At 67.1% G+C, this 24,930-nt stretch carries 27 protein-coding genes; 10 read left to right on the top strand and 17 right to left on the bottom strand.

What is annotated here, in order from left to right:
* Positions 1-5: 5 nt before the first annotated feature.
* The 3 genes from LFM09_RS40610 to LFM09_RS40600 are packed head-to-tail and all read right to left on the bottom strand — an operon-like array spanning position 6 to position 2,069.
* Positions 6-1,115, bottom strand: coding sequence for an MAB_1171c family putative transporter (locus tag LFM09_RS40610; protein WP_414101967.1), 1,110 nt, complete (start codon positions 1,113-1,115; stop codon positions 6-8).
* On the bottom strand, positions 1,116-1,628 hold the full coding sequence (locus tag LFM09_RS40605) for a hypothetical protein (protein WP_414101966.1): 513 nt from the start codon (positions 1,626-1,628) through the stop codon (positions 1,116-1,118).
* A 3-nt stretch (positions 1,629-1,631) separates the two neighbouring features.
* Positions 1,632-2,069, bottom strand: a complete 438-nt coding sequence (locus LFM09_RS40600) for a helix-turn-helix domain-containing protein (RefSeq protein ID WP_414101965.1) — start codon at positions 2,067-2,069, stop codon at positions 1,632-1,634.
* A 149-nt stretch (positions 2,070-2,218) separates the two neighbouring features.
* On the opposite strand from LFM09_RS40600, the gene LFM09_RS40595 reads away from it, so the two are divergent.
* The gene (locus tag LFM09_RS40595) at positions 2,219-2,623 is read left to right on the top strand and encodes a hypothetical protein (protein ID WP_414101964.1); all 405 of its coding nucleotides are present in this window, start codon (positions 2,219-2,221) and stop codon (positions 2,621-2,623) included.
* Here LFM09_RS40595 and LFM09_RS40590 read toward each other — a convergent pair.
* Positions 2,620-3,840, bottom strand: a complete 1,221-nt coding sequence (locus LFM09_RS40590) for a ThuA domain-containing protein (RefSeq protein ID WP_414101963.1) — start codon at positions 3,838-3,840, stop codon at positions 2,620-2,622. The genes LFM09_RS40595 and LFM09_RS40590 overlap by 4 nt on opposite strands.
* Before the next feature lie 81 nt (positions 3,841-3,921).
* Positions 3,922-4,755 (bottom strand): lytic polysaccharide monooxygenase, encoded by an 834-nt coding sequence (locus LFM09_RS40585; RefSeq protein ID WP_414101962.1) that lies wholly within the window; start codon positions 4,753-4,755, stop codon positions 3,922-3,924.
* Positions 4,756-4,823: 68 nt separating this feature from the next.
* Here LFM09_RS40585 and ilvA point away from each other — a divergent pair, with 68 nt between their 5' ends.
* Positions 4,824-6,059: a threonine ammonia-lyase IlvA gene (gene ilvA / locus LFM09_RS40580; protein ID WP_414101961.1), complete on the top strand. Its 1,236-nt coding sequence runs from the start codon at positions 4,824-4,826 to the stop codon at positions 6,057-6,059.
* Here the strand turns inward: ilvA and LFM09_RS40575 are convergent, their stop codons facing one another.
* From LFM09_RS40575 to LFM09_RS40565, 3 genes are all read right to left on the bottom strand, one after another.
* A complete protein-coding gene (locus LFM09_RS40575) occupies positions 6,060-6,986 on the bottom strand; it encodes a hypothetical protein (protein WP_414101960.1) in 927 nt (308 codons plus the stop codon).
* 91 nt (positions 6,987-7,077) lie between these two features.
* On the bottom strand, positions 7,078-7,722 hold the full coding sequence (locus LFM09_RS40570; protein ID WP_414101959.1) for a DUF4360 domain-containing protein: 645 nt from the start codon (positions 7,720-7,722) through the stop codon (positions 7,078-7,080).
* A 58-nt stretch (positions 7,723-7,780) separates the two neighbouring features.
* Complete coding sequence (locus LFM09_RS40565; RefSeq protein ID WP_414101975.1) at positions 7,781-8,404, bottom strand: DUF4360 domain-containing protein; 624 nt, start codon at positions 8,402-8,404, stop codon at positions 7,781-7,783.
* A gap of 307 nt (positions 8,405-8,711) precedes the next feature.
* On the opposite strand from LFM09_RS40565, the gene LFM09_RS40560 reads away from it, so the two are divergent.
* Both LFM09_RS40560 and LFM09_RS40555 read left to right on the top strand, forming a co-directional pair.
* The gene (locus LFM09_RS40560) at positions 8,712-9,830 is read left to right on the top strand and encodes a DUF2341 domain-containing protein (protein ID WP_414101958.1); all 1,119 of its coding nucleotides are present in this window, start codon (positions 8,712-8,714) and stop codon (positions 9,828-9,830) included.
* A gap of 64 nt (positions 9,831-9,894) precedes the next feature.
* Positions 9,895-10,179: a mycoredoxin gene (locus tag LFM09_RS40555; RefSeq protein WP_414101957.1), complete on the top strand. Its 285-nt coding sequence runs from the start codon at positions 9,895-9,897 to the stop codon at positions 10,177-10,179.
* Positions 10,180-10,189: 10 nt separating this feature from the next.
* Here the strand turns inward: LFM09_RS40555 and LFM09_RS40550 are convergent, their stop codons facing one another.
* From LFM09_RS40550 to LFM09_RS40530, 5 genes are all read right to left on the bottom strand, one after another.
* Positions 10,190-10,681, bottom strand: coding sequence for a DinB family protein (locus tag LFM09_RS40550; protein WP_414101956.1), 492 nt, complete (start codon positions 10,679-10,681; stop codon positions 10,190-10,192).
* Between the two features lie 37 nt (positions 10,682-10,718).
* A complete protein-coding gene (locus LFM09_RS40545; RefSeq protein WP_414101955.1) occupies positions 10,719-11,744 on the bottom strand; it encodes a chitinase in 1,026 nt (341 codons plus the stop codon).
* 155 nt (positions 11,745-11,899) lie between these two features.
* Positions 11,900-12,586, bottom strand: a complete 687-nt coding sequence (locus tag LFM09_RS40540) for a chitinase (RefSeq protein WP_414101954.1) — start codon at positions 12,584-12,586, stop codon at positions 11,900-11,902.
* A gap of 115 nt (positions 12,587-12,701) precedes the next feature.
* The gene (locus tag LFM09_RS40535; protein ID WP_414101953.1) at positions 12,702-13,397 is read right to left on the bottom strand and encodes a chitinase; all 696 of its coding nucleotides are present in this window, start codon (positions 13,395-13,397) and stop codon (positions 12,702-12,704) included.
* A 96-nt stretch (positions 13,398-13,493) separates the two neighbouring features.
* Positions 13,494-13,877 (bottom strand): VOC family protein, encoded by a 384-nt coding sequence (locus LFM09_RS40530; RefSeq protein ID WP_414101952.1) that lies wholly within the window; start codon positions 13,875-13,877, stop codon positions 13,494-13,496.
* Between the two features lie 57 nt (positions 13,878-13,934).
* On the opposite strand from LFM09_RS40530, the gene LFM09_RS40525 reads away from it, so the two are divergent.
* On the top strand, positions 13,935-14,369 hold the full coding sequence (locus LFM09_RS40525) for a hypothetical protein (protein WP_414101951.1): 435 nt from the start codon (positions 13,935-13,937) through the stop codon (positions 14,367-14,369).
* Here the strand turns inward: LFM09_RS40525 and LFM09_RS40520 are convergent.
* Positions 14,366-15,625 (bottom strand): BNR-4 repeat-containing protein, encoded by a 1,260-nt coding sequence (locus LFM09_RS40520; protein ID WP_414101950.1) that lies wholly within the window; start codon positions 15,623-15,625, stop codon positions 14,366-14,368. The two genes, LFM09_RS40525 and LFM09_RS40520, sit on opposite strands and share 4 nt — an antisense overlap.
* Before the next feature lie 52 nt (positions 15,626-15,677).
* Between LFM09_RS40520 and LFM09_RS40515 the strand changes: the two genes are divergently transcribed.
* Together LFM09_RS40515 and LFM09_RS40510 are read left to right on the top strand one after the other, a co-directional pair.
* On the top strand, positions 15,678-18,869 hold the full coding sequence (locus LFM09_RS40515) for a GH92 family glycosyl hydrolase (RefSeq protein ID WP_414101949.1): 3,192 nt from the start codon (positions 15,678-15,680) through the stop codon (positions 18,867-18,869).
* Between the two features lie 10 nt (positions 18,870-18,879).
* Entirely contained in the window at positions 18,880-19,773 is an 894-nt protein-coding gene (locus tag LFM09_RS40510) for a phosphotransferase family protein (protein WP_414101948.1), read from the top strand.
* 166 nt (positions 19,774-19,939) lie between these two features.
* Here LFM09_RS40510 and LFM09_RS40505 read toward each other — a convergent pair whose 3' ends face one another.
* Positions 19,940-20,854: an RluA family pseudouridine synthase gene (locus LFM09_RS40505; protein ID WP_414101947.1), complete on the bottom strand. Its 915-nt coding sequence runs from the start codon at positions 20,852-20,854 to the stop codon at positions 19,940-19,942.
* Positions 20,855-20,947: 93 nt separating this feature from the next.
* Between LFM09_RS40505 and LFM09_RS40500 the strand changes: the two genes are divergently transcribed.
* Complete coding sequence (locus LFM09_RS40500) at positions 20,948-21,811, top strand: EamA family transporter (RefSeq protein ID WP_414101946.1); 864 nt, start codon at positions 20,948-20,950, stop codon at positions 21,809-21,811.
* Here LFM09_RS40500 and LFM09_RS40495 read toward each other — a convergent pair.
* Complete coding sequence (locus tag LFM09_RS40495) at positions 21,714-22,601, bottom strand: LysR family transcriptional regulator (RefSeq protein ID WP_414101945.1); 888 nt, start codon at positions 22,599-22,601, stop codon at positions 21,714-21,716. The genes LFM09_RS40500 and LFM09_RS40495 overlap by 98 nt on opposite strands.
* 80 nt (positions 22,602-22,681) lie before the next feature.
* Here LFM09_RS40495 and LFM09_RS40490 point away from each other — a divergent pair, with 80 nt between their 5' ends.
* Together LFM09_RS40490 and LFM09_RS40485 are read left to right on the top strand one after the other, a co-directional pair.
* Positions 22,682-23,284 carry a hypothetical protein gene (locus tag LFM09_RS40490; RefSeq protein ID WP_414101944.1) on the top strand — a complete coding sequence of 201 codons (603 nt, stop codon included), beginning with the start codon at positions 22,682-22,684 and terminating at the stop codon, positions 23,282-23,284.
* Positions 23,281-23,955 (top strand): fibronectin type III domain-containing protein, encoded by a 675-nt coding sequence (locus LFM09_RS40485; protein ID WP_414101943.1) that lies wholly within the window; start codon positions 23,281-23,283, stop codon positions 23,953-23,955. The genes LFM09_RS40490 and LFM09_RS40485 overlap by 4 nt, the downstream gene beginning before the upstream one ends.
* A gap of 178 nt (positions 23,956-24,133) precedes the next feature.
* Here LFM09_RS40485 and LFM09_RS40480 read toward each other — a convergent pair whose 3' ends face one another.
* Positions 24,134-24,790, bottom strand: a complete 657-nt coding sequence (locus LFM09_RS40480) for a hypothetical protein (RefSeq protein WP_414101942.1) — start codon at positions 24,788-24,790, stop codon at positions 24,134-24,136.
* Between the last annotated feature and the right edge of the window lie 140 nt (positions 24,791-24,930).

The raw sequence follows: 24,930 nt of genomic DNA, 5'->3' as shown, positions 1-24,930 counted from the left end.
TAAGCTCAGCGCAGGGCCACCGCGAGCTTTTCGAGTTCGCGGACGTCCGCGTCCAGGCCGTCGTCCTCGGGAACGGCCAGCGCGACAGGCCGCCGCATCGCGATCGCGCCCGCTCGCCGCGTCTCCAGCCCGGCGCGCAGCCGTTCGGACAGGGGCAGCTCGTCCGGCGTCTCCGCGACGTACGGGCTGATCCGCACCAGGCCGTCGCGGCACTCGATCACGCGCCGGTAGTAGCGCCGGTGCACACCCCGCAGTGAGAACGCGTCACCTTTCGACGGCACGCGGTGCAGCGCGTCCTCGGGGAACGACTGGTTCAGCAACGTCCACAGTGGAGCGAGCCGGTGGTAGGTCCGCAGGTGCCGCAGCCACAACCGCGTCGCCGAGATCCGCATGGCCGCGATCGGGTAGACGACGCCGATGCAGCACAGCAGCACACCCGGCAGCAGGAACCACACCGCGACCGTCAGCAGCCAGCGGGGGAGCGGCTCGCCGAAGTAGCGGGAGACGTTGGACGCCACGAAGATCGCGTCGGCGGGCACCAGCAGCGCGAGGCCGGTCGAGGTGATCAGCAGGCCCCGGCGCAGGCGCGGTTCGGCGCCGCGGGCGTAGCGGCGGGCCCACACGAACATCGTCGCGAACCCGTAGAGCAGATACCCGTTGCCCAGCGCGTAGAACACCGTGATCGCGAGGATGCCGGTGGGGCCGCCGCCCAGCGAGTTCGGCACGCGAGCGGCCGCGACGCGCAGGTCGTCCGGGATCGTCAGCACGGCCCACGTCATGATCGTGATGCACAGGAGCAGCGGGGCGAGCTGGATCAGGGCCTGACGCCGCGCCTTGGCGTCGTCGAGCGCGGAGAAGATGAAGAAGCAGATCAGGCCGTAGACGCCGATCTGCAGCATCGAGTGCTGGATCAGCTGGCAGATCATCGGGTCGAGTCCGAGGAACCACCTGCCGTCCGCCGCGGCCCGGCCGAAGGGGTGCCCGATCGCCCAGCCCGCGACCAGACCCGTGACTGAACGCAGCCGCGGGTCGTGCGGGCGGCGGGCGAGCAGGTAGAGCATGACCGCGAAGACCGACAGGGCGACGAGGCCCTGGGTTTCCTTCAGGTACTCCACCTACAACCACCCCAGCCGGTCCGCCAGCGACTTGGACATGCGCCGGGCCGGCCCTTCCGACGCCCGCGGCGCGACCTTGTCCAGCACCGACGCCCATTCGAGGATGATCGTGGCGACCGTCTCGGCCTCACGCTCGTGCTCGGTGTCGTAGGAGGTGCGCCGCAACGCCCGCCGCACCGCGTCCGGTTCGAGATCGGGGTAGAGGCCCGCGAGCAACCCGTCGTCCTGCTCGTCGCTGGTGTGACCGGCCAGCAGGTGCCCCAGCTCGTGCAGGATGATGTGGTTCTGGTGCGCCTTCGACGTCTCCTGCTGGTACAGGATGTAGTCGGCCCTGGCGGTGGCGATCCACACGCCGAACGGCCCCGGCACCGGAATCGGGTGCGGCACCAGCCGGATGGGTTTGCCCCGCTGGTCACCGACCCGCCGGCACAGCTCCTCGACGTCCAGCGGTGGCTGGATGTCCAGCTCGTTCAGCAGGCGTCGGCACCGCCTGCGGAGTTCTCGTTCGGGCACCGGTCACCCTTCGCCGCGCTCGGCCTGTTCCTGTCGGTAAACGACGTCCAGCAATTCCATGACGAGCCGGCGGCGGTCCGGCGACAACTCACCCGCGCGCATCGCCATGAGCTGCGCGTCGCTGCCCGCGGCGATCTCGCTGAGTCTGGTCTGCTCGTCCTTCAACGACTTCAGCTGCTCGTCGACGCGGTCGGTGACCTCGTCGTCGAAGAAGTAGCTCACGGGCACACCGAAGAAGCCTGCCAGTGCCTGCAAGTGCTTGAACGTCGGGTTGTCCTTCTTGCCCTTGCGCAGCTGCCAGATGTAGCTCTGGGAGATCGTGACGCCGGTGTCCGCGATCGCCCCCGCGACCTGCTCGTTGCTGTACTCCTGGCCCGAACGCGCGGTGTGACAGGCGAAGAGGCGGTTGAGCTTGTCAGCCAGGGAGCGTTCCCCCGCCATTGCCGGCTCCCCCCGTTGCGCGCAGTGAGCGTTTCCACCCACGGAAAGGGCTATCTGGGTGACGGGATTTTCACCAGTTGAAACCCCACCAATGGCCAACATAGACTCCTGGCGAGCCTGTCTCAACTGCGGTGAGGAGGAGCTCGGCCATGGCCCTCGCGGAACGACAGGATTCCTTTCACCGAACGGTGATCGAAGTCGTCTACAAGACCATGAACCAGCTGGCGCAGACGGACTCGCCGAACGAGGTCTTCGAGCTGCGCGAACAGCTGCGCGCCGCGTTGCCCTGGTGGCGCGGGCTGCTGCGGATGCACGAGCCGAACGAGCGGCATCGGTGCAAGTCGTGTCATACCTGGTACGGACGCCATCGGGCCTGGCCGTGCCCGGTCTGGCGGGATGCGGTCTCGGCGTTGCACCAGCTCAACGACATGTACGGGTTCCTGGCCACGTCGCCCGGTGGTGCCTCGCGTACGTCGGGGGAGCGGGTGGTCGTGAGTGGTTTCGGCCGCTCGGACAGCTCGTCGGTCGACCAGAACCACTCACGATCCGGCTAGCCGATCTTGAAGCTCTGCGCGGCCGACCCGGTGCAGGTCGCCTGCACCAGCTGAGTGCTGTCCGCGCTGCCGACCGCGGCGAGGCACTTGCCGGAGTGGCGGGCGGTCAGCGTCGAGTAGCCGTCCGCACCGGTCGTGACGCGCCACTGCTGGTTGTTGCCGCCGCCGTAGGTCCAGAGGTGGATGCCCGCACCGTCCGAAGTGGACACGCCGCTCACGTCGAGCACCTTGCTGGTGTCGTTGCGGTATTCCAGGCGTGAGTAGCCGTCGCTCGTGGCCACGACGCGGAAGTTCTGCGCGGTGGTGGAGTTGCAGGCGTACTGCTGGATGACGGTGCCGTTGTCGAGTCCGGCGGCCCTGGCGTCGACGCACTTGCCGTTGCCCCTGTTGGTGACCGTCTTCCAGTCGGGCTGCGGAGGCAGGGTGCCACCGCCCAGCCACAGCAGGCTGTCGATGAGGAAGTTGTTCTGGGTGGCCGAGGCGAAGGTGGACGACAACGGCCGGTTGTTCGGGTAGTCCATGGCGTTGTGGCCGAAGTTGGCGTAGATCATCCGGAAGTTCTTGTTCGTCCACATGATCGGGTAGTACCCGCTGCGCCACTGCTGGTTCGGGTCGGTGCCGAGCGGGAAGCTCGACGGGTCGACGCTCGCCAGGACCTGGATGTCCGGGTTCGTGCGCAGGTCACGCGACCAGCTGTACCACTCGCTGACCGACGAGGTGAACCTCTCCGGCAGGCGCAGGGTCGACGGGTGGGTGCGGGTCTCGACCTTCAGCACCGCGGTCGTCGGTTCCCAGGTGTTGTTGACGAAGTTCCCCTTGCCCAGGAACGTGTTGTGGTACCAGGACCACTCGTTCGCGTTCTGCGTGAACGCGGAGACGTGGAAGCCGAACCACGCGCCGCCCGCCTCCATGTAGCGCTGGAACCCGGCGCGCTGGGTGCCGCTCGGCAGGTTGTCGAGGAAGACGACGACCTTGGCCTGGGCCGGCGTGAGGGTGTTCAGCCGGTTCCAGTCGTTGGTGGCCTCGTAGGTGAACCCGTTCTCCTGTCCGGCCCGGGTCAGCCACGGGTTCGCCTCGTTGACGAAGGCGATGTGGGCCAGGTCGTGGTTGCCGGAGTAGAAGCCGAGCACCTTGAACGGTGCGGCCTGTGCCGTGCCGGTGACCGGGACCAGCGTGGCGGCGAGCATTGCCAGTAGCGCCAACAGTTTTCTTGCCATACGGGCACACCTCTACATCGCAGGGTTGCGCGCCCGAAGATCATCGTAGAGATGGTCCAGACCTATTGGGGACCGGTACGTTCACAGAATTCGTTTGCGGTACAACATGATCCCGCCCAGCACCGCGAGCCCGCCCAACGCCGCTACCACGGCGGACATGCCGAACCTCGTTGCGCTGGAAGGAGGTTGTTCGGCGCTCGACGCAACAGGAACCGGTCGCGGCGTGCTCGACTTCGGCGCCGCGGATGTGGTCGTCGTCGGTGATGCCGACTTGGTCTGCGGTGCGGGCTTCGCCTGTGGCGCAGGTGCCGCGGGTGCCGGTGCCGCCGGTGCCGCGATCTCGACGTCCGTGCACGAGTAGTAGGTGTCCGGGGTGTCGGTGTTCTGCCAAACGGTGTAGATGAGGTGCCGGCCGGCCCTCTTCGGCAGCTGCACCTTGAACTCGTAGGCGCCGTTGACCAACGGGGGAGTGGGCACCGTCAGGAACTGCTCCAGGTCGGCCCAGCGCAGAGCGCGCGTGGGCGTGTACCCGTCACGCGTCACGTAGAAGCGGAACGACCCCTGGTGCGGGATCGTCGCCCGGTAGGTGAAGGCCGTGCTCTTGAGCTTCGTGGCGGGCCACTGCGCCGAAGCGAGGTCGAGTCCGGCGTACGCGGGCAGCCCCGCGCTGCACAGTTTGCCGTCCGGAACGCGCTGGACGTCCCGGCCCGCCACGTTCGGCAGCCGGATGTTGTCCCACTCCTTGGACGGCAACCCCGCCTGAACGGCACTGCGGCAGGGCGAGGATGATGCTGTTGGCTGACCTGGCGAGCACAGGAAAGCCCTGCTCGCGGGGTCAGTGGGCGCGCCATGGGCGTGCGCGGGAACCACGGAGAGCATCATGAGCAGCGACAGCACGCCCAAAAGGCGAAACACAGGCACCTCCCCTGTCCTTCTAGGGGTACGCGTGCCAGACCCGAGTCGTTCACGGAAGATGTATTGACATGTCCTTCGCTGATGAGGTGTCCGCGGCCGCAGCCCGGCTCGGTGGAGTCGCACGCACCACGCCGCTCGAGGTGAACCAGCGGTTGTCCGAGCGGACCGGCGCGCGCGTGTGGTTCAAGCGCGAGGACCTCCAGGTCGGCCGTTCGTACAAGCTGCGCGGCGCCTTCAACCTGCTCTGCCAGACCGAGTTCGCGTTCGGTGGCGCGGTCTGCGCGTCGGCGGGCAACCACGGCCAGGGCATGGCCTACGCGTGCCGCCGCCTGGGCATCGAGGGCCGCGTGCACGTGCCCCGCACCACCCCGCGGCAGAAGCGCGACCGCATCTCCGCCCTCGGGCAGGGCATGGTGCAGCTGGTCGTCGACGGCGACACCTACGACGACGCGGCCGCGCTGGCGAAGGAGTACGCGCAGACCACGGGCGCGACGCTGGTCCCGGCCTTCGACGACCGCCGCACGGTCGCGGGCCAGGGCACCGTCGGCCTGGAGATCGTGCAGCAGCTCGGCGGCGCCCCCGACGTGGTCGTGGTGCCCATCGGCGGCGGCGGTCTGCTGTCGGGTGTCGGCACCTGGTTCAAGGAACGCTTCCCGCGCACCCGGATCATCGGCGTGGAGCCCGCGGGCGCGGCCAGCATGATCGCCGCCGTCCAGGCCGGCCACCCCGTGACGCTGCCCGAGGTCGACTCGTTCGTCGACGGTGCCGCGGTGCGCCGGGCGGGCGACGTGACGTTCCCGATGGTGCGCGACAGCGGCGCGGAGCTGCTCACCGTGTCCGAGGGCGCGGTCTGCACGGAGATGCTGGAGCTGTACCAGATCGACGGCATCATCGCGGAGCCCGCGGGAGCGCTGGCCTCGGCGGCGCTGCTGGAGGAGATCTCGGTGACGCCGGACTCGACCGTCGTGTGCCTGCTCTCCGGCGGCAACAACGACGTCTCGCGCTACGCCGAGGTCGTTGAGCGGTCGATGGTCCACCGCGGCCTGAAGCACTACTTCCTGGTGGAGTTCCCGCAGGAGCCGGGCGCGCTGCGGCGGTTCCTCGACGAGGTGCTCGGCAAGGACGACGACATCGTGCTGTTCGAGTACATCAAGCGCGACAACCGGGAGACCGGCGCCGCCCTGGTGTGCATCGAGCTCGGCCGCCGCGAGGACTACGACCTGCTGTGGGGCCGGATGAAGGAGTCCCCGCTGAAGATCCAGCACGTGGCTCCCGGCACGACCGCCTACCGGTTCCTGATCTGATCAGGTGCTGAGGCGGTGCAGCACCGTGCCAGTCGCCTTGTCGAGGATCTCGACGAGGTGAGGCGACTGCTGTACCGCGATCCACGGCGGTTCGTGGTGCGCGTCCGCGTGTGATGGGACGAGCGCTATGCTGCCGCCGTCGTAGCGCAACGCCCACCACTGCCCGGCGCGGCGGAAGCGGACGCCGAAGCGCCACGGCTCGTCCAGGTCGAGGTACAACGGCGACAGGCCTCGCTCCGCCTCCTCCGCGACGGAGAAGTCGATCGGCGCGCGCAGCTGGTGCACAGCGGAGCCGGGGGTGCCCTCGAGGTGCACCACCAGCTCACCGCCGATCTGGACCAGCGCGAACAGCAGGTCGAACGACCCGTCGGACAGGTAGGTCGCGGCGAGCACGGGGCCAGGTAGCCGGAACCTCGCCGCGGGCAGCCCCAGGCGCCACAGCACCAGCTCGTCCGCCCCGTCGGTGCGCGCGATCAGCGACGAGCCCGAACTTGAGAAGACGGGGAACCGCAGCATCGCGCCACTCACCCCGGACTCCAGGAACCGCCGGCACTCCTGCTCGGACGGCACCGCGACCTCGATCGGCCGACCTTCCACCGTGACGCGCACGTGTCCGTCGCCGTCCTCCGCCAAGGTCACCGTGCGCTCGCGAGCGGGCCCGGCCTGTGAGATCACCCAGTCGTGGCCGGACTGATAGCTGTGAGCCGCGGAGACAGGCAGGACATGGACGCTCCTGGCGGTCCGCTCCAGGGCGACGATCGCCGCCAGCCGCACGAGCTCCAGCCGTGCGGAGAGGGCCTGCAGGTCGTCGAGAACCACCGGGAACCGCGAGTACCTCGGCGCGGGCAGCCACCGGGCGATCGCGTCCACCACCGCGTGGAACTCCTCCGGCCCCGGTTCCACCCCGGTCAGCGCGTGCATCTTCATCGTCCCCCCAGACGTGTCCAGGGACGATGTTCTCAGGCATGGGTGTGCCGGGCACCCCGGTTCGGAGGGAGTGCCCGGCACCGGGTGAGGGTTACGGCCTAGGAGGACACGTCTTCCACGCGAAGTGGTACGTCGTCTCGATCGACCCGTCGGTGGAGTCCATCGAGATGAAGCTGGTGACCTTCTTGGGGTCCGACGTCCCCGCCATGACCCGCAGCTCCGTGTTGATGTTGAAGTTTCTCTTCTCACCACACGGGTGGTAGACGATCGCGGCGACGTCCGTGGTGTCGGTCGCCTGCCAGTCGTCGCTGAACGGGCCCTTGTAGTTGTGCTGCTTGTACTGCGTCTCCGACATGCCCTGGAAGTAGTAGTTGGCCTTCTCCAGGGCCGTGGCGCCGCGCTCGAGGTGCGCGAAGCCGCGGTAGTCGGTGGACGCGATGCCGTAGGTGAAGCCGGACGGCACGTTGACGCGCAGGTTCAGCTGGCAGTTCTTGCGGAAGTCGGTCGGCTTCGCCTCCGGCCCGACCTGCGCCATGAACTCGCTGTACGTGACGGTGAACGCCTTGTTGTCGGGGCTGACGGCGACTGCGGCCGTTCCCGGCTTGCAGCCTGACCCGTTGATCGTCACGACGTCGATGGTGATGATGTCCGGCGGCGGCGTCGTACCGGGGGCGCCGCCGGGCGGGATGATGATCGTCGACATCGCGAACGCGGCCGCGGCCACTGCGTTGAGCATGGGGCACCTTTCCGTCTGGGGTTCAGCAATGAACGGGCGGCGGCAATTGGTGCCTGGGTCAGCAGCGCTTCCAGGAGAACTGGTACTTCGTGCTCACGCTGCTGTCCGTCGAATCCATCGTCATGAAGCTGTTGGCCTTCGACTTGGTTCCCGCGTTGACCCGCAGCTCGGTGTTGATGTTCAGGTGCCGGACTTCACCGCAAGGCGCGTAGATGATTTCCGACACCTGGGCGCGGTCGGTCGCCTGCCAGTTGTCGGTCTTCGGGCCGTAGAAGTTGTGGGTGCGGCTCGCTCCCTGGGACATGCCCTGGAAGTAGTAGTTTCCTCTTTCTGTACCTGTGGCGCCCTCCTGTAGGTGGGCGAAGCCGCGGTAGTCCGCCTGGGCGATGCCGAACGTGAAGCCCTGCGGGTAGGAAACTCTGATGTTGAGCTGGCAGTTCTTGCGGAAGTCGGTGGGACCTGAGCCCTGCCCCGCCTGTGCGAGGTACTGGCTGTAGGTGATCGTGAACGCCGTTCGGTCGTCCGCGGCCGCGACCGCGGCGGTGCCCGCCGGGCAACCGGAACCGTTGACGGTGACGACGTCGATCGTGACGAAATCGGGTACATCGGAAACAGCTTGCGCCGCGGGCGCGGTGACCACCGCGGACAGCGCGAGGGCAGCAGCCAGCACCGTTTTCAGCATGGCCAGCCTTTCTTTCCAAAGTGTGGTACCGGCGGCGGAATCCAGACGATATCGGAAACCCTGTGTTGCGAAGGGCCGCCGAATGGGTGACTGAATTGCTCGGTAATGCTTGTCGGAAAGCAGGACTAATTGCACGGCCGAAATCTTCGGTCGTGCGCGAACTATGCTCACCCACCGTGTGGCGAATTGACCTGACGATTGCCTGACGATCGCCGTCCGTTAGGCCGTTCGAGTGACGTGGGGCTGACAGGCAACAAAGTTTCCCGTAAGAACCTGAGGTGTCCGCCGCCCCGGACAAAGGGACCACATGCAGAAGACAGGGCGCACTCTCACCATCACCGCCACGGTGCTCGCGGGCCTCCTCGTGCCGACACTGGCGTCAGAGGCCCAGGCGGGCTGGGCACATCAACGAAAGATCACCATCGACACGACGGCCTCCGGTGCAAACGTTGCCGGTGACGTGAAGGGCTTCCCGGTACCGGTCAGGCTCGACGCGACCAACTTCGACTTCAGCCAGGCCAAGCCCGGCGGTGCCGACGTCAGGTTCGACGACGCGGCGGGCAAACCGCTGCCGTACGAGATCGAGAAGTGGGACGCGACCGCCAAGCAGGCGGCGATCTGGGTGCGCACCGACGTCAAGGGCAACAACGCGACCCAGGCCGTGACGCTGAAGTGGGGCAACCCCGAGGCGTCGTCGGAGAGCGACGGCACCAAGGTCTTCCCGAAGGCCGACGGCTGGCTCACCGCCCACCACCTCGCGGAGAAGGGCGCGGCGGCCGGCTACCGCGACTCGGCGGGCAACCTCAACGGCAAGGGCGTCAACATCACCGGTGACGCGACCGGCCCCGGCGTGGTCGGCAACGCGTTGAACCTGAATCGCGCGAAGAGCGAGTACGTGCTGCTGCCGGGCAGCGAGTCCAGCAGTCTGTTCAACCCGCTGCCCTCGAAGGGCACGTTCTCCGTCTGGTCCAACGCGAAGACGCACCCGGCCGCGTACATCGCGATGTTCTCCAAGGGCGAGACGGGCTTCCGCATCCACTACTTCGGCTCGGGCGACCAGACCGAGCCGTGCATCGACGTCGCGAACTACGACTGGTGCCCGCTGCCGTCCGGCGCCTACACCAAGGTCAAGAACAACACCTGGTACCACTTCGTCTTCGTCATCGACAAGCCGAACGCCTACTACTACATCAACGGCAAGCTGGAGGTCGGCAAGACCGACACCAACGCCTGGAAGACCACCGGCACCGAGCCGGTGACCATCGGCAACAACGAGAAGACGCCCGGCAGCAACAGCCGCAAGCGCTCGTTCGACGGCCTGCTGGACGAGGCCCGCATCCTGTCCGTGCCGAAGGACAAGAACTGGGCGAAGCTCGACTTCGAGTCGCAGAAGCCGGGCTCGAAGCTGCTCAAGCACAAGAAGTGAGCTGTGTCTGAGTGATCTGGGCTGCACCGTGGGATGAAGCACTCCTCATCGAGCGTTGATACTCATGACCGACTTTTTCGACCTCGATGAGGAGTGCGCCCTGATGGCTCCCGACCAGCTCACCGTCTACTCGACCTCGTGGTGCGGCTACTGCCGGATCCTGAAGAGCTCGCTCGACCGCGAGGGCATCGAGTACACCGAGATCAACATCGAGGAGACGCCCGGCGCGGCCGACTTCGTGATGAGCGTGAACGGCGGCAACCGCACGGTGCCGACCGTCCACTTCCCGAACGGCCAGGCGCTCACGAACCCGTCGCTGAGCCAGGTCAAGGAACAGCTCGCAGCTTAGAGATCGCTGCTCAGAACTCGTAGAGCGAGGCCGTGGTCGACTGTCCGTCGAGCGTCTCCCGCATGATGTCCGCGTGACCGGCGTGCTGGGCGGTCTCGCGCATGATGTGGAGCACGATCCGCCGGATCGACATCGGTTGCGGGTCCGGATCCCACGGCGCTTCCGGCAGCGGTACGAGTTTGTCCAACGAAGCGGTGCGCAGGGCCTCATCGGTCGCGCGCACCGCTTCGTCGTACTCGGCGAGGAGCGCGTCGAAGTCGGAACCCGTCCAGGTGTACTGGGTGCCGTCCAACATGCCGGGCGGGGGGAGCGGCTGCTCGGTCAGGATGTGCGTCCAGCCGCGCTCACACCAGGTGAGGTGCTTGAGCAACCCACCCAGCGTGAGCTCGCTGGCCGTCGTGCGCTTCTTCGCGTCCGCCTCAGTCAGGTTTCGCATCGTGATGCGGAACGTCCTGCGCTGGTCGTTCAGCTCGTGCAGCAGGTCGTTGAGCTCCATGGTCATGCATTGAAGCTAAGACCGAACTAGGACAGCTCAAGTCCTAGCAGTACAGGTTTGCTCCGGCGGCCACACCGAGGATCCCGACGAACTGCTGGTACTTGGTGACGCGGCTCTGCACCTGTGCCGGGTTGCGGCCGTCGCACTCCAGCGACCCGTTGATGCTGCGGATCGTCTGGCCGAAGCCCGCTCCGTTGACCATCGCGTTGTGCCCGGTCATGGTGCCGGGGCCGGTCTGCGTGTTCCAGTACCAGAGGCCCGTCTTCCACGCGATGGGCGCCTGCTGCTCCACCAGCCACGGCTGGTTCAGCAGGTCGATGCCGAGCGCCTGGCCCGCCGTGTAGTAGTTGAAGTTCCACGACAGCTGGATCGGACCGCGGCCGTAGTAGTTGCCCGCGCCGGCGGGGCAGCCGTACGGCTTGCTCCAGTCGCAGTACGTGCCCGGCGAGATCTCCTTGATGTGGACCAGGCCGCCGGTCTCGTGGTGGACGTTCGCGAGGAACGCCGCCGCTTCCTGCTTCTTCACCGTGTCGCTGCCCGTCTTCGCGAAGCCGGGGTACGCGCTCATCGCCTCGACGAGCCCGCTGTAGGTGTAGAAGCTGTTGCGGGACGGGAACATCTGGTTGAACTGGGCTTCGCTGACGACGAAGCTGCCGCCGCCACCACCGCCCCCGCCGCCGCCGTTGCAGTTGTACGGCTCCCAGTACCAGGTGGAAACCGTTGGGCTGTAACCGGGATTGTCGTGCTCGGCGATGTAGTAGTTGCCTTCGAACCGGACGATGTTGCCGGTGACGTACCACTTGCCCTGCACCCAGTCCGTGAACGTGCAGGTGCCGCCGCCGCCACCTCCACCGCCGTCACAGTTCGTCGGCTCCCAGTACCAGGTGGAAACCGTTGGGCTGTAACCAGGATTGTCGTGCTCGGCGATGTAGTACGCGCCTTCGAATCTCACGATCGAGCCGGTCGTGTACCACTGACCCTGTACCCAGTCGGTGTACGTGCACGCCTGCGCCGACACCTCTGCCTGCGAGGCGGCGGTCGGCGTGATGACGGCTAACACGGCTGCCATCACGCCTGCCGCAAGGGAAGCCATGATGCGTTTTCTCAGCAAGGTCACCCACTCCTGGAGTCTGCGCGCCCGAGGAATCAAGGATGTGAACAACGCTGAGATTGGCACCAGTGGTCCAGACCAGTCAAGGGTCTAGACCTGTTCTTCTCAACCGGTCAGCAGTAGAGGTTGCCGCCCGGCGTCACGCCGATGATCGAGGTGAACTGCCGGTACTTCGACACGCGGCTCTCGACCTGGCCGGGGTTGCGGCCGTTGCACTCCAGCGATCCGTTGATGGCCCAGATGGTGTGGCCGAAGCCGCGCGAGTTCAGCATGGCGTTGTGCGCGGTCATGGTGCCGGGGCCGTTCTGGGTCATCCAGTACCAGAGGGCGGTCCGCCACGCGATGGTCGCGTTGGAGGACACCAGGTTCGGGTTGCCCAGCAGGTTCTGGCCGATGTAGTCGCCCGCGGCCTTGTAGTTGAAGTTCCACGACAGCTGGATCGGGCCGCGGCCGTAGTACTGCCTCGTCCCGGCGGGGCAGCCGTACGGCTTGCTCTCGTCGCAGTAGTCGCCGCTCTGGTTGATCTCCTTGATGTACACGAGACCGCCGGTCTCGTGGGAGAAGTTCGCCATCGCGGCCGCGAACTCCTGCTTCTTCACCGTGTCACTGCCTTGGTTCGCGAACTGGAACGAGTTCATCGCGGACTTCAGGCCGCTGTAGGTGTAGAAGGCGTTGCGGTTGGGGAACATGCGGTTGAACTGCGCTTCAGTGACGATGAACGGCGCCGCCGTCGCCGGCTGAACGAGTGTGAAAACACCGATCAGCGCGACGATCAGGGCGGCGGCGCGTGTTCCGAACATGGGGACCAACTCCTCAGAGCATCAGCGCGCCCACTGTGTGTTACCGCTCTCACGGTGGCAGGCCTGACACTCCGAGCACAAGAGGTGGTCTATACCTTTTGTGCATGTGAACCGATCAGCAGGACAGGTTGCCTCCCGGGGAGACGCCGAAGACGCCGGCGAACTGCTGGTACTTGGCGACCCGGTTCGCCACCGCGGCGGGCGCGCCGCCGTTGCACTCGATGGCGCCGTTGATGCTGCGGATCGTCTCGCCGAACCCGCGCTGGTTCACCATGGCGTTGTGGGCGGTCATGGTGCCCGGCCCGTTCTGGGTGTTCCAGTACCAGAGCGCGGTCTTCCAGGAGATGGTCGCGTTGGTGGCGACGAGGTTCGGGCTGCCCAGCAGGTTCTGGCCGATGTAGTCGCCCGCGGCCTTGTAGTTGAAGTTCCACGACAGCTGGATCGGACCGCGGCCGTAGTAGGCGGACTGCCCGGCGGGACACCCGTACGACTGGCTCCAGTCGCAGTAGTGCGGGTAGTTCGCCGTGTTCTGCTCGACGATGTGCACCAGGCCGCCGGTCTCGTGGTGGACGTTCGCGAGGAACGCCGCGAGCTCCTGCCTTTTCACCGTTTCGCTGCCCTGGTTGGCGAACGAGCCGAACGAGCTCATCGCGGAGGTCAGGCCGCTGTAGGTGTAGAAGCTGTTGCGCGACGGGAACATCTGGTTGAACTGCGCCTGGGTGAGCACGTACTGCGCGGCCGCCGCCGGCTGGGCGAACGTGAGCACGCCCAGCAGGGCGACGACCAGTGCCACGAAACGGTTTCTCGACATGACGACCACTCCTCAGAGCTTCGGCGCGCCCGCGTTGCGTTACATAGGGCACCAAAGCACTTGGAGGGTCCGGCGAGGAACCTGTGGTCTATACCATTAAGCGCCCGAGCCGTACGGTCGCGTGATGATCTCCAGGTTGTGGCCGTCCGGGTCGTCCCAGTAGACGCCGCGCCCGCCGTCGTTGTGGTTGATCTCGCCGGGCTTCGAGTGGAACGGGTCGGCCCAGTAGTCCAGTCCGCGTTCCTGGATGCGGCCGAAGATCTGGTCGAACTCCTCCTCGCTCACCAGGAACGCGTAGTGCTGCTCGGCGATCGGGTCCTGGCTGGTGATGTAGTCGAGCGAGACGCCGTTGGCGACCTCGACGACGAGGAACGGTCCGAAGCGGACCGGCTCGGGCAGGTCGAGGAGCTCGGTGAGGAAGCGCGCCGAGCGCTCCTGGTCGGTGGTGTGGACGATGGTGTGGTTGAGCTGTACGGGCATAAGACCTGCATACCCGTGTGTCAGGGAGTTGTCAGCGCGAACGGCGACGATCGCTCCATGAAGAGAGGGATCATCGCCGTCGCGTTCGTGCTGCTCGGTTTCGTTTCTCCGGGTGTCGCCAACGCCGAGACCGCGCCCGGTTGCGCCAGCGCCGGGCAGATCGGGTCGACCGCGTACATCAAGTGGCGCGGCGACAGGATCGCGTCGGTGAAGCAGTACGCCGGCTGCGGGTACAACTGGGCCTACGTCTACGTGTGGGAGAGCTTCCGGGCCACCGGACGCTACTGGGGCACGCAGACCGCGGTCGGCATCTACAGCAGCTCGACCGACAAGACGCCGAACGACCACAAGGGTGGCAACAGCGACCAGTTCGCTCCCGTCGAGCTGTGGAGCAAGCGGACCGCCACCACCACCCAGTGCACCGCTGCCTACGGCATGGTCAGCGTCCAGCAGGACGACAACTTCACGGCTTACACCAACGTTCGCTGCTAAACCCGCAGTGAGAACACCGGCCACTTGCCCGTGTGGTTGGTCTTGCGGGTCTCGTAGTCGATCGTGTTCGCGACCAGGTCGCTCGGCCGGTTCTCCACGAAGTTCGCGTAGAACGTCGTGTCGGAGCCGGCCGAGTACGGCACCGCCAGGTCGTGCTTGGAGGTGACCGCGCCGCCGGGCGTCCACGACTTCACCAGCAGTCGCTTCTTGTCCGCGCTGGCGTAGGAGAAGTCGACGCTGCTGCCGTTCGCGACGAGGTCCTTGAACAGCGACGTCGAGGTGTCGACGGTCGTGGAAGTCCAAGTCCCACCGGCGAAGCGAGCGAGCACGATCTTGGCGCTGGTCCTGGTGTGGACGCCGTAGCCGAGCACGAGCGAGCCGTCGTTCAGCGGCACGGTGACCGGGTTCTCCTCCGGCAGTGCCTTGTCCGCGGGCAGGTCCAGCGGGTTCGTCGTCACGACGCGGGTCTTGTCGAGGTCCGCCGAGTCGACGGTGTTGCCGAGCGTGGCGCCGCCGACCGTCGACAGCGTGCCGGACGCCGTGTCGAAGTAGGCGACGTAGATGTTCTTGCCGCCGCCGTTGTGGCCCTTGGGGCCGCCGTGCATCGACCAGGTCAGGTAGATGCGGCCGCTGCGCTGCGTCACGCCGAACGCGTACACCTCGGCGTACCTGTCTGCCGTGCGGCCCGAGTCGATGATCATGCGCGGCGCCGACCACGTCCTGCCGTTGTCCGTCGACTTGATCATCTTGTACGTGCGGTACGGGTGCGACAGGTCCGTGTTGTGGCTGTAGAACAGGTGGATCGTGTTGCCGGTGACGACCGGCTCGGGGTAGGTGTTCTTGTCGTTGGAGATCGTGCGCGCGGTCCACGTGCCGGTGATCGAACGCGGTGTGGGCGCGGTGTAGAACTGCATCGAGCTCGTGTGCGTGGCGCGGAAGATCGCGAGCCTGCCGTCGCCGAGCTGCGTCAGCACCGGGTAGTCGTGGTAGGCGTTGTCGTGCGTCAGGTTCAGCGTGGCGACCTTGACCGCCGCGGACCACGTGTTCGCCGCGTGGTCGAACGCCTTGACGTAGATGTCGTGCCTGGTGCCCGAGTACGTCACGAACGTCTTGTTGACCGTCGCGTCGTACACGCCCGCCCCGTTGGTGCGCAGGCAGCCGTAGACGCTCGTCGTGGTGACGGTGTCAAGGGTGGCGGCGTGTGCCGGTTGAGTGAATGCGACGAGAAGCAGCAACGCTACCGCTAATGCGCGCATCGCCGACCTCCGATGGGTGTCGGGGCGGCGACGATCAGACAATACTGCCTCCATGCGGACACTGGTTGTAGCCGGGCTGTTACTGGGTCTAGCAGTCCCTGCACAGGCACAAACAGACGCAGACCCGTCGTCGCTCGTGAATCCCTTCGTCGGTACCCAGAACTTCGGCAACACCTTCCCCGGCGCCTCGGTGCCGTTCGGAATGGTGCAGGTCAGCCCTGATACGGGAGGTCAGGGCGGCTACGACTACAAGGCCACGTCCATCTACGGCTTCTCGCAGACTCACCTCTCCGGAGTGGGCTGCGGGGTGATGGGCGAGCTGCCGGTGATGCCGACGGTCGGGCCCGTCGACAACGTTGACATCAACGGCTACAAGTCGGCCTTCAGCCATTCGGACGAGGCGGCGCAGCCCGGGTACTACCGGGTCGGGCTGTCGCGGTACGGCGTGAACGCCGAGGTCACCGCCACGCAGCGGACCGGGTGGCAGCGCTACACGTTCCCCGCTTCCGGCGCGGCCAACGTCCTGTTCAACACCGGGCGCTCGAACCAGACCGTGCTCGACTCCGAGATCCACGTCGTCGGCGACCGGACCATCGAGGGCCGGGTGCGCAACGGCCGGTTCTGCGCGGGCAAGGACGAGCACACCGTCTACTTCACGGCCTCGTTCGACCGGCCCTTCGCGGCGTTCGGCTCCTGGCGTGGAAACGTTCCCACGCCGGGCTCCCGCGATGCCGCCGGCACCGGTGGGAACGGCGCGTGGGTCACGTTCGACGCGTCGGCGGACCGGGACGTGGTGCTGAAGATCGGCCTGTCGTACACCGGGGTCGAGGGTGCGCGGAAGAACCTCGCGGCGGAGGCTCCTTCCCACGACTTCGACGCTGTCACGGCTGCTGCCAAGGAGACCTGGCGCAAGCAGCTGGACGCGGTGCGGATCTCCGGCGGGGCGCGGGACCGGCAGGTCGCGTTCTACACCGCGCTGTACCACTCGGTGCTGCACCCGAACCTCGCCGGTGACGTCGACGGCAGGTACATGGGCTTCGACGGTCAGGTGCGGGTCGCCTCGGGCTACACGCCGTACCAGAACTTCTCGTTGTGGGACACCTACAGACCACAGAACCAGTTGCTGCAGATCCTGGAACCACGCGTGGCCCGTGACGTCGCACTGTCCGTTGTGGCCAGTGGACGTGACGGAGGATGGTTGCCGCGCTGGGCGTTGGCCTCCTCCGAGACCAACATCATGACCGGTGACCCGGTGACGCCGTTCCTCGTCGAAGCGTGGGACAAGGGGTTGCTGCGCGGTTTCGAGGAGGAGACCTATCAACTGCTGCGCAAGAACGCTTTGTCCTTGCCTCCAGCGGATTCTCCGTACAACGGGCGTTCCGGGGTCACCTATTACGCGGATCGCGGGTACATCCCGTCCGGCCTGAAACTCGGTACGGACTGCGCGCACAAGGGCGGCGACAACGACTGCGTGCACCCGGCCTCGGCCACGCTGGAGTACGCGGCCGCCGATGCGTCGCTGGCGTTGATGGCTCGTCGTCTCGGCCATCGGTCCGACGCGCGGCTGTTCGCTGACCGTGGCCAGTGGTACCGCAATCTCTGGGACTCCTCGACCGGGCACTTCCGGCCGCGGACCGTCGCGGGTACGTGGCTGACGCCGTACAACCCGGTGGACGCGTCGCACCAGTTCCACGAGGGCGGCGCCTACCAGTACCAGTGGCTGGTGCCGCAGGACCCAGCCGGCCTGGTGTCGCTGATGGGCGGGCGCCGTGCGACGGAGAAGCGGCTCGACGCCTTCTTCGCCTACGAGAAGCTCTTGGTGGATCCTGCGGGTACCGCGCGGCGTGACTGGATCACCGAACCGTACGACTACTACGGCAAACCCACCTACAACCCGAACAACGAGCCGGACCTGCTGGCGCCGTACATGTACCTGTGGACGGGCACGCCGTCGAAGACCGCGACGGTCGTGCGGGCGGCGATGACGTTGTTCACGACGGGTCCGGACGGCATGACCGGCAACGACGACCTGGGCACGATGTCGGCCTGGTACGTCTTCTCCTCGCTGGGCCTGTACCCGACCTTCAACGGGTCCGGTTTCCTCGCCCTGTCGTCGCCGCAGTTCCCGTCCGCGACCGTCCGAATCGGACAGCACGGGTCGCAGGGCGGGGTTCTGACCGTTGCCGCGCCTGGGGTTTCCGACTCGGTTCGGTATGTCAGGTCGGCTTCGTTGAACGGGCGTGATGTGCGGAAGACCTGGCTCGACTGGTCTTCGTTGCAACGCGGCGGGAAGCTGGCGTACGAGGTGTCTTCGCAGCCCTCGTCGTGGGGTACCGGGCGTTCGGACGAGCCGCCATCGCTGAACGACGGCAACCTGGACTCGCGGCGTGAGCTGTCGGCTTCTCTGCGGAACTCCGAGATCGTCATGCCCACGTCGGATTCCGCGCAGTCGCTGACGTTGCAGCTCGACGTTCTCGCGCAGTCGCCTTCCGGGATGTCCGTCCGGCCCGTCGTGTCGGCGCCTGACGGGTGGAAGGTGAGCGGTGCTGCGCCGTTCGTGATCGTGTCGCGGCATCTGCCGACGCAGAAGACCGTGCCGTTGACGGTGTCGGTGCCGGCCGGAGTGGCGGTCGGGTCCTACGAAGTCGGTGTCGCCGTCGGTGATGTGACCTTGAAGGCCGTGGTCGAGGTCAAGCCGGCCGCGGTGTGCGCGTTCGCGTCGTGTTCGGTGGACGTTGCGCCAGAACGGAACCACGACGGCACGGCGTCGGTCGCGGAGCCTGCTTCCGGCAACTTCGACGGTGGCGGCTGGAGCTACGACGCGGCGCTGCTGCCTCCTGCCGGGCCCGTGACGTGGGGCGGGATCACCTACCAGGCGCCGGATCCGACCGGTGTGGCGCCGAACTTCGTCGAGGCTCGGGGCCAGGGATTGTTGTTGCCCGGCGGGCAGTTCTCGTGGCTGCACGTCGTGGGTGCCTCGCACAACGGGCCGGTGTCCGCCGCGTTCACCGTTTGGTACACCGACGGGAGTTCGGCCGAGGTGACCGCGTCGGTGCCGGACTGGGCCGGTGGCGGCCCGGCCGTGCTGGAGATGCCGCACCGGATCAAGGCGGGGCAGGGGATCGACGGACCGCCGGTCCGGTTGTTCGGGCAGTCTTTGCGGCTGGATCCTGCGAAGACGGTCCGTTCGGTGACGCTGCCCGATGATCCGCGAGTGGAGCTGTACGCACTGACCCTGGCCTGATACTGGAGGCGTGGAACTCCTCGAAAGCAGTCAGCGGTCCAACGTGTGGGCGGACGGCGACCGCATCGTCAAGCAGGTCATCGGCGATGCGGCCGCCTTCACCCGCGAGATCACCGCGCTGCGGCTGGCCGAGCACACCGGCATGGTGCCGCGGGTCCTCGACGTCGACCCGGACACCCGGACGGTCGTGATGGAGCGGCTGCCGTCCCACCCGTTCGACGAGGACTGGGTGGTCGACTACGCCCGCGGACTCGCCCGGCTGCACCAGGCCACGGGTCCCGAGCACGCCGGAGTCCTGCCGCGCCAGGAGGTTCCTGATCCGGAGCCGTTCCTGCGGTTCGCGCGCGCGCTGGAGGTGGAGATCGGGGACGCGGAGACCGAGCTGGCGTTCACCGACACCGGCAGGTTCGACCTCCTGCACGGCGACCCGTGTCCGGGCAACGACATGTACACCGAACGCGGGGCCCGGTTCGTCGACCTCGAAGGTGCGATGCTCGGCGACGGGCTGACCGAGCTGGTGTACCTGCGGATGGGTTTCCCGACCTGCGCGACTGTGTCCGAGACACCGAAAGAGCTGCGGGAGGCCGCCGAGCAGGCCTACTTCTCCGAACGCGGCCGGGCCGAGCCGCTGGAGGACGCCTGCGTGAGGTGGCTGGTGCAGGGTGATGCGCTGGTGCAGCGGGCCGAACGGGACGGCACCGACCACCTCGCCAGGGTCGTCGACGAGGACTGGTTCTGGTACAGCACGACCGCACGCGGCCGGTTGATGTTCCGGGCGCGGGTGGTGGCGGGGTTCACCGAGACCCATCCGGCGATGAGCGCGCTCGCCCGGCGGTTGCTCGAGCGGATGAACCGGATCTGGGAACCGCAGCCGATCGAGAGCCGGCGCACGCACGTCTCATGACCAGGCGCGGGGTCGGCTGGCGCGGGCCGGCTTGCGTGGGCTGGCCGCCGGTTCCAGCGGAGGGGTCGCCTGGCGTGCGGGCGGTCGCCTTGCCTGCGTGGTTGCGTTGGCAGGGCGCGTCACCATTACCTCGACCCATGCGGACATTGGGCCTTTGCGGCTCGGCTCAGCCTTCGCCCCAGGCGGAGAGTTTCAGTCTTGACGTGAAGGAGCGTTCCTCGCCCGACAGCGGGTCCACAAAGGACAGCGTGCGGGCCAGCAGCTGCAGGGGTGAGGAGAAGTCGTCGAGCGGACGCTCCTTCAGCACCGGGTAGAAGTCGTCGTTGACGATCGGCACCCCGAGCCCGGACATGTGCAGACGCAGCTGGTGGGTGCGGCCGGTCAGCGGGCTCAACCTGTACCGCCCCAGGCCGTTCCGATGCTCCACAAGGGACACGTGCGTCTCGGCGTTCGGGGTGCCGTCCTCCTCGAACGCGGTGATGATGCCGCGTTCCTTGATGATCCGCGAGCGCACCACACGGGGCAGCTCCAACGAGGGCGAGTACGGTGCGATCGCCTCGTATTCCTTCTGCACCAACCGATCGCGGAACATCGTCTGGTACTTGCCGCGCACCTCGCGCCGCACCACGAACAACACCAGCCCGGCCGTGACCCGGTCCAGGCGGTGCGCGGGGGAGAGGTCGGGCAGGCCGAGCGAGTCGCGCAGCTTCACCAGGGCGGTCTGCATGATGTGCTGACCGCGCGGGATCGTGGCGAGGAAGTGCGGCTTGTCGGCGACCACGATGTCGTCGTCCTGGTACACGACGCCCACCTCGAACGGCACCGGAACCTCGACGGGCAGGTCGCGGTGGAACCAGATGTAGGTGTCGGGCGTGAACGGCGTGTCGATGCCCAGCGGCCCGGAGACGTCCCAGATCCGTTCGTCGCGCAGCATCTCCTCGATCCGCGCCGGGTCCACCCGCGGCAGGCGTTCGACCAGGTGGTCGCGCAGGGACAGCCACGGGCCCTCGGCGGGCAGCCTCAACCGGGCCGCGTCCAGGCCGTTGCGCTGGGGGAGAGGGGAGGAAGGTTTGCGTCTCATCGCACGACCAGTCTAAACGTTCGGTAAAACCGAACGATATCGCTCATAAACATTCGCTGTACCGATGGGACCTGGTCAACAACGCTGTAGTGCATGGCGGTCTTCCTGGTCCTCGGTTCGGTCATCTCACTGCAGTTCGGCGCGGCGTTCGCGAGTCAGCTCTTCGGGCAGATCGGGGCGCCCGGTGCGACGGCGCTGCGGCTCGGCATCGCGGCGTTGATGCTGGCCGTCGTGGTGCGGCCGAAGTTCCGCCAGGAGACGCTCGTGCTCGGTATGACGATGGCCGGCATGAACGGCACGTTCTACCTGGCACTCGACCGGATTCCGCTCGGTGTCGCGGTGACGATCGAGTTCCTCGGGCCGCTCGGGCTCGCGGCGATCCTGAGCAGGCGGGCCAGGGACTTCGTGTGGGTCGGGCTGGCGCTGGCCGGCGTGGTCGTGCTGGGCGTGCGCGAGTACACCGGGGCCAGCCTGGACATGATCGGTGTCGTGCTCGCGCTGCTCGCGGCGGTGTTCTGGGCGTGTTACGTGCTGGCCGGGCGCAAGCTCGCGACGGCGGGGCTCGGGACCGGCGGCCTTGCGGGCGCAAGCCTGATCGCGGCGGCGCTCACGTTGCCGTACGGGCTCTCGACGGCAGGCACGACGTTGTTCGAGCCCAAGATCCTGCTGCTGGGCACGTTGGTGGCGTTGCTGGCGTCCGCGATCCCGTACACCCTGGAGATCAGGGCGCTCAAGACGTTGCAGGCCAGCACGTTCGGCGTGGTGCTCGCGCTCGAACCCGCGGCGGCCGCGCTCGCGGGAGCGTTGCTGCTGGGACAGCACCTGAGCGTGATCTCGTTGTGCGCCATCGCGTTGGTGATCATCGCGGGAGTTGGAGCGGCGCTACGGAAAGCGCCAGCGCCTCGCGAAACGCCCGCACAGCGGGATGCTGACCTCGTCCTGCCCGTGCCGCAGTGAACAACAAGCGGGACTGGGGAACGGGGAGCTCGTGCAGATCGACGGTGATCTCGCGGTCGTACCAGACCAGGTCGGGCAGGAGCGCGACCGCGAGTCCCCGTTCCACGAACCGCAGCTTCACCAGGACGTCGATCGAGGCGAACCGCACGTCCGGCTCGAAACCCTGATGGCGGCACCAGTTCGTGTTGAAGGTCCGCTGCGGCATGCCGACGGTCTCCATGATCCACGGGAACGCCGCGGCCTCGGCGATCGGCAGTCCACGTGGGACGGCCAGCCTGATCGGGTCCCGGCACAGCTCCCGGTACTCCAGGCCGGGGAACCGGGGCTCCGGCTGGTCCGGCCACTCCTCCAGGAACACGAGGTCGAAGTCGCGGGCGTTCAGGCCCGAGAGCGCCTCCGCCGGATCGAGGACCTGGAACTCGATCCGAAGTGACGGATGCTCATCTCTCATGCGTGCCAACGTCGCCGGGATCAACGCCAGCGCCGCGGTCTGGAACGTCGCGACCCTCAGCGTCCCGGTGATCTCGTGCAGCGACGCGGCGACCTCCGACTCGGCCTGTTCCAGCCGCGTCAGCACCTCTTCGGTGTGGCGCACCAGGATCTCGGCCTGCGGGGTGAGCTTCACCCGTCTTCCGACCGGCTCCAGCAGCGGCACACCGACCTCGGTCTCCAGCAGCGACAACTGCTGCGACACCGACGACGGGCTGTAGTTCAGCGCCTGCGCGACGGCCGCGAGCGTGCCCCTTTGGGAAAGTTCGCGCAACAATCGCAGACGGTGGAGGTCGAACATCAGATCATTATCCGATACGCTCCCGATACCGCCCCCTGAGAAAACGTGCTGTCTTCAGCACGTCTTGAGGAGGTATCGGTATGTCCAAACGACTCCGCACCGTCGCGGGGATCGCAGCGGCAGCCGCACTGCTCGTGGCGGGCTCTCCCGCCCAGGCGCAGGTGGAAACCGGGCCGTGGACCAGTGAGTCGCCGTCGTTCAGCGTTCAGCAACGCGGCTGCGGCACGGTCAGCGGCCTCGAGTTCCGGCTCTCCTGCTCCACCGCGAGCGGTGACCAGCGTGCAGAACGCCGGTACGCCACTTACACCGGCGGCACGCGTCAGTTCGAGGGGAGCTTCCGGATCACGAGTCTCGGCGGCACCCGCATCAGTCTCAAGCAGACGTTCCGGGACGGCTCGAACGCGGGACCGTTCTGGATGATGGCCGTCGAACGCGGCGGCCGGCTGTACGCCGTGCACGGTGGCGCGACCATCGCCACCGGGGCGACCGTGGGCACGACCGTGCGCGTGAACACCGTGCACAACGTGGGCAACGAGCACCGCACGTACATCAACGGCTCGCGCAAGCACACCTACGCGAGCTCGGGCAGCAGCTTCTACGACAAGTTCGGCGCGTACCGGACCGCCAGCGGTCAGGGCCCGGCGACGGTCGTGTGGAGCAACATCCGGTTCTGGCGCAAGTGATCGCACGCACCACCAGTCTGGTGTTCCTGCTGTTCCTGGCTGCCTGCGGCCAGGAACAGCAGGACCCCGTGCTGACGTCCGAGCTGACCTCGCCGACCGACGTGACGCTGCACTGGCGTCCCGAGGCGGGAACGGCTGGACAGGTCGTCGAGTACGCGAACGCGGCCGACGGCGACTACGTGGTGCTGGAGTTCGCGCCACCGTCGAAGAACTCCTTCGAACACCCGGACCTGATCCCGGAAACCGAGTTCTACTACCGGGTCCGGCCGTTCAGCGGGCCCGCTTCGGCCACTGTGGACATCGCGTTGCCGCCGGGTGACGAGGTGCCGGAGATCGAGGGGCCGGACTGGACGGCCGCGCGCAAGGACGGCGGGGGCACGCACCCCGTGTCCTCGGCCGAGGCCGCGCCGAAGAACCTGAAGGCGGAGGTGAAGCACGCCAACGGGATCCTGTTCACGTGGGAGGACCAGGCCTCCGGCGAGGACGGGTACCTGATCGAGGTCAGGCCGGCCGGCGCGGCGGACTTCCGGGTCGCCGTGCAGCTCGACCCGGACACGACCTCGTACGGGGTGATCACACTCCCAGACGAGAAAACCGCGACCTATCGGGTGCGGCCGTTCCGGTTCGGAGCGCCGTCGAACCTGACCCAGCAGAAGACGGGGAAGGCCTGAGGGCGTGTCTGGCGCTCCACGTGCTCGCGGCGAGGAGTAACGCCGCGAGCACGTAGGGCCACGTGGTTCTCTCGGTGAGGGCGAGTCCGATGTTGATCAAGCACAGGAGTCCGAAAACGCTGCTGAGCAGCCACCAGGTCAGTTGATCTTCGCGTGCGTCGGCGGTCATGCGGGTGGGCTACCCGTTTTCGACCGGCCTCACACCTTCTTCCTCTTCTTTTTTCTCGCCGCGGCGGCGCATGAAACCGAAGCCGGGGATGCCGAGGATGGCCTGGCGCATGTCGCTGGTGACTTCGAGCAGCTGGTGGACCTCCGGGCCCACCCGGTCGAGCGTCGACAGGATCGGCAGGATGTCGTTCGTCAGGTGCTCGGTCAGCACCGGCAGCTCGTCGACCAGCTTGATCGCGGCCTCGATCTCGTGCGGGGAGAGCTCCTCCACGAACCGCTTCGCCAGCGGCTGCGCCTGCTTGGCGATCGGCTCGTACAGCCCGATCAGCTCGTTCGCCGTGTGCGCGGTGTGGCCGGCGGTCGCCACGACCTGGGCCGCCCGCTCGGCGACGTCGCCGGCGCTCGCGGTGATCGCGCGGACCTCGTCGACGGCCTTCTCCGCGTCCGCGACGACGTGGCCGGTGCGTTCGACGAGCACATCGGCCTTCGTGATGATCGCGTTGATCTCGTCGACCGTGCCGTTGACCTTGCGGACCAGCTGCTCGACCTCACCGATCAGGCCGAGCACGCGGCCGGGGACCGCTGCCACGGCCGTCGTGGTGTCGATCGCGGTGTTGATCGCGGTGCCCAGCGCCTGCTTCGCCAGTCCCATGCCGGGGATCTCCATGCGTCCACTCTGCCCTATGTGTTGATCGGTTTGGGGGAGCGTCATTCAGGATCCGAAAGTGTCAGACCCCGTCATCAGTGTTCCTGATGTCTGCCGATCGGTTGAGGCGGCGATCCGGGAACTGTGCGCCGTCCGAAGTT

The sequence above is a fragment of the Lentzea alba genome, from assembly GCF_047445655.1.
Classification (GTDB): Bacteria; Actinomycetota; Actinomycetes; order Mycobacteriales; family Pseudonocardiaceae; genus Lentzea; species Lentzea alba_A.
This window is presented reverse-complemented; position numbering and strand designations above follow the sequence as displayed.

Coding starts and splice junctions, on each gene's coding strand:
- LFM09_RS40600 (WP_414101965.1), bottom strand. CDS start 2,069: ATGGCGGGGGAACGCTCCCTGGCTGACAAGCTCAACCGCCTCTTCGCC.
- LFM09_RS40595 (WP_414101964.1), top strand. CDS start 2,219: ATGGCCCTCGCGGAACGACAGGATTCCTTTCACCGAACGGTGATCGAA.
- LFM09_RS40590 (WP_414101963.1), bottom strand. CDS start 3,840: ATGGCAAGAAAACTGTTGGCGCTACTGGCAATGCTCGCCGCCACGCTG.
- ilvA (WP_414101961.1), top strand. CDS start 4,824: ATGTCCTTCGCTGATGAGGTGTCCGCGGCCGCAGCCCGGCTCGGTGGA.
- LFM09_RS40575 (WP_414101960.1), bottom strand. CDS start 6,986: ATGAAGATGCACGCGCTGACCGGGGTGGAACCGGGGCCGGAGGAGTTC.
- LFM09_RS40570 (WP_414101959.1), bottom strand. CDS start 7,722: ATGCTCAACGCAGTGGCCGCGGCCGCGTTCGCGATGTCGACGATCATC.
- LFM09_RS40565 (WP_414101975.1), bottom strand. CDS start 8,404: ATGCTGAAAACGGTGCTGGCTGCTGCCCTCGCGCTGTCCGCGGTGGTC.
- LFM09_RS40560 (WP_414101958.1), top strand. CDS start 8,712: ATGCAGAAGACAGGGCGCACTCTCACCATCACCGCCACGGTGCTCGCG.
- LFM09_RS40555 (WP_414101957.1), top strand. CDS start 9,895: ATGACCGACTTTTTCGACCTCGATGAGGAGTGCGCCCTGATGGCTCCC.
- LFM09_RS40550 (WP_414101956.1), bottom strand. CDS start 10,681: ATGACCATGGAGCTCAACGACCTGCTGCACGAGCTGAACGACCAGCGC.
- LFM09_RS40545 (WP_414101955.1), bottom strand. CDS start 11,744: ATGGCAGCCGTGTTAGCCGTCATCACGCCGACCGCCGCCTCGCAGGCA.
- LFM09_RS40540 (WP_414101954.1), bottom strand. CDS start 12,586: ATGTTCGGAACACGCGCCGCCGCCCTGATCGTCGCGCTGATCGGTGTT.
- LFM09_RS40535 (WP_414101953.1), bottom strand. CDS start 13,397: ATGTCGAGAAACCGTTTCGTGGCACTGGTCGTCGCCCTGCTGGGCGTG.
- LFM09_RS40530 (WP_414101952.1), bottom strand. CDS start 13,877: ATGCCCGTACAGCTCAACCACACCATCGTCCACACCACCGACCAGGAG.
- LFM09_RS40525 (WP_414101951.1), top strand. CDS start 13,935: ATGAAGAGAGGGATCATCGCCGTCGCGTTCGTGCTGCTCGGTTTCGTT.
- LFM09_RS40520 (WP_414101950.1), bottom strand. CDS start 15,625: ATGCGCGCATTAGCGGTAGCGTTGCTGCTTCTCGTCGCATTCACTCAA.
- LFM09_RS40515 (WP_414101949.1), top strand. CDS start 15,678: ATGCGGACACTGGTTGTAGCCGGGCTGTTACTGGGTCTAGCAGTCCCT.
- LFM09_RS40505 (WP_414101947.1), bottom strand. CDS start 20,854: ATGAGACGCAAACCTTCCTCCCCTCTCCCCCAGCGCAACGGCCTGGAC.
- LFM09_RS40500 (WP_414101946.1), top strand. CDS start 20,948: ATGGCGGTCTTCCTGGTCCTCGGTTCGGTCATCTCACTGCAGTTCGGC.
- LFM09_RS40495 (WP_414101945.1), bottom strand. CDS start 22,601: ATGTTCGACCTCCACCGTCTGCGATTGTTGCGCGAACTTTCCCAAAGG.
- LFM09_RS40490 (WP_414101944.1), top strand. CDS start 22,682: ATGTCCAAACGACTCCGCACCGTCGCGGGGATCGCAGCGGCAGCCGCA.
- LFM09_RS40480 (WP_414101942.1), bottom strand. CDS start 24,790: ATGGAGATCCCCGGCATGGGACTGGCGAAGCAGGCGCTGGGCACCGCG.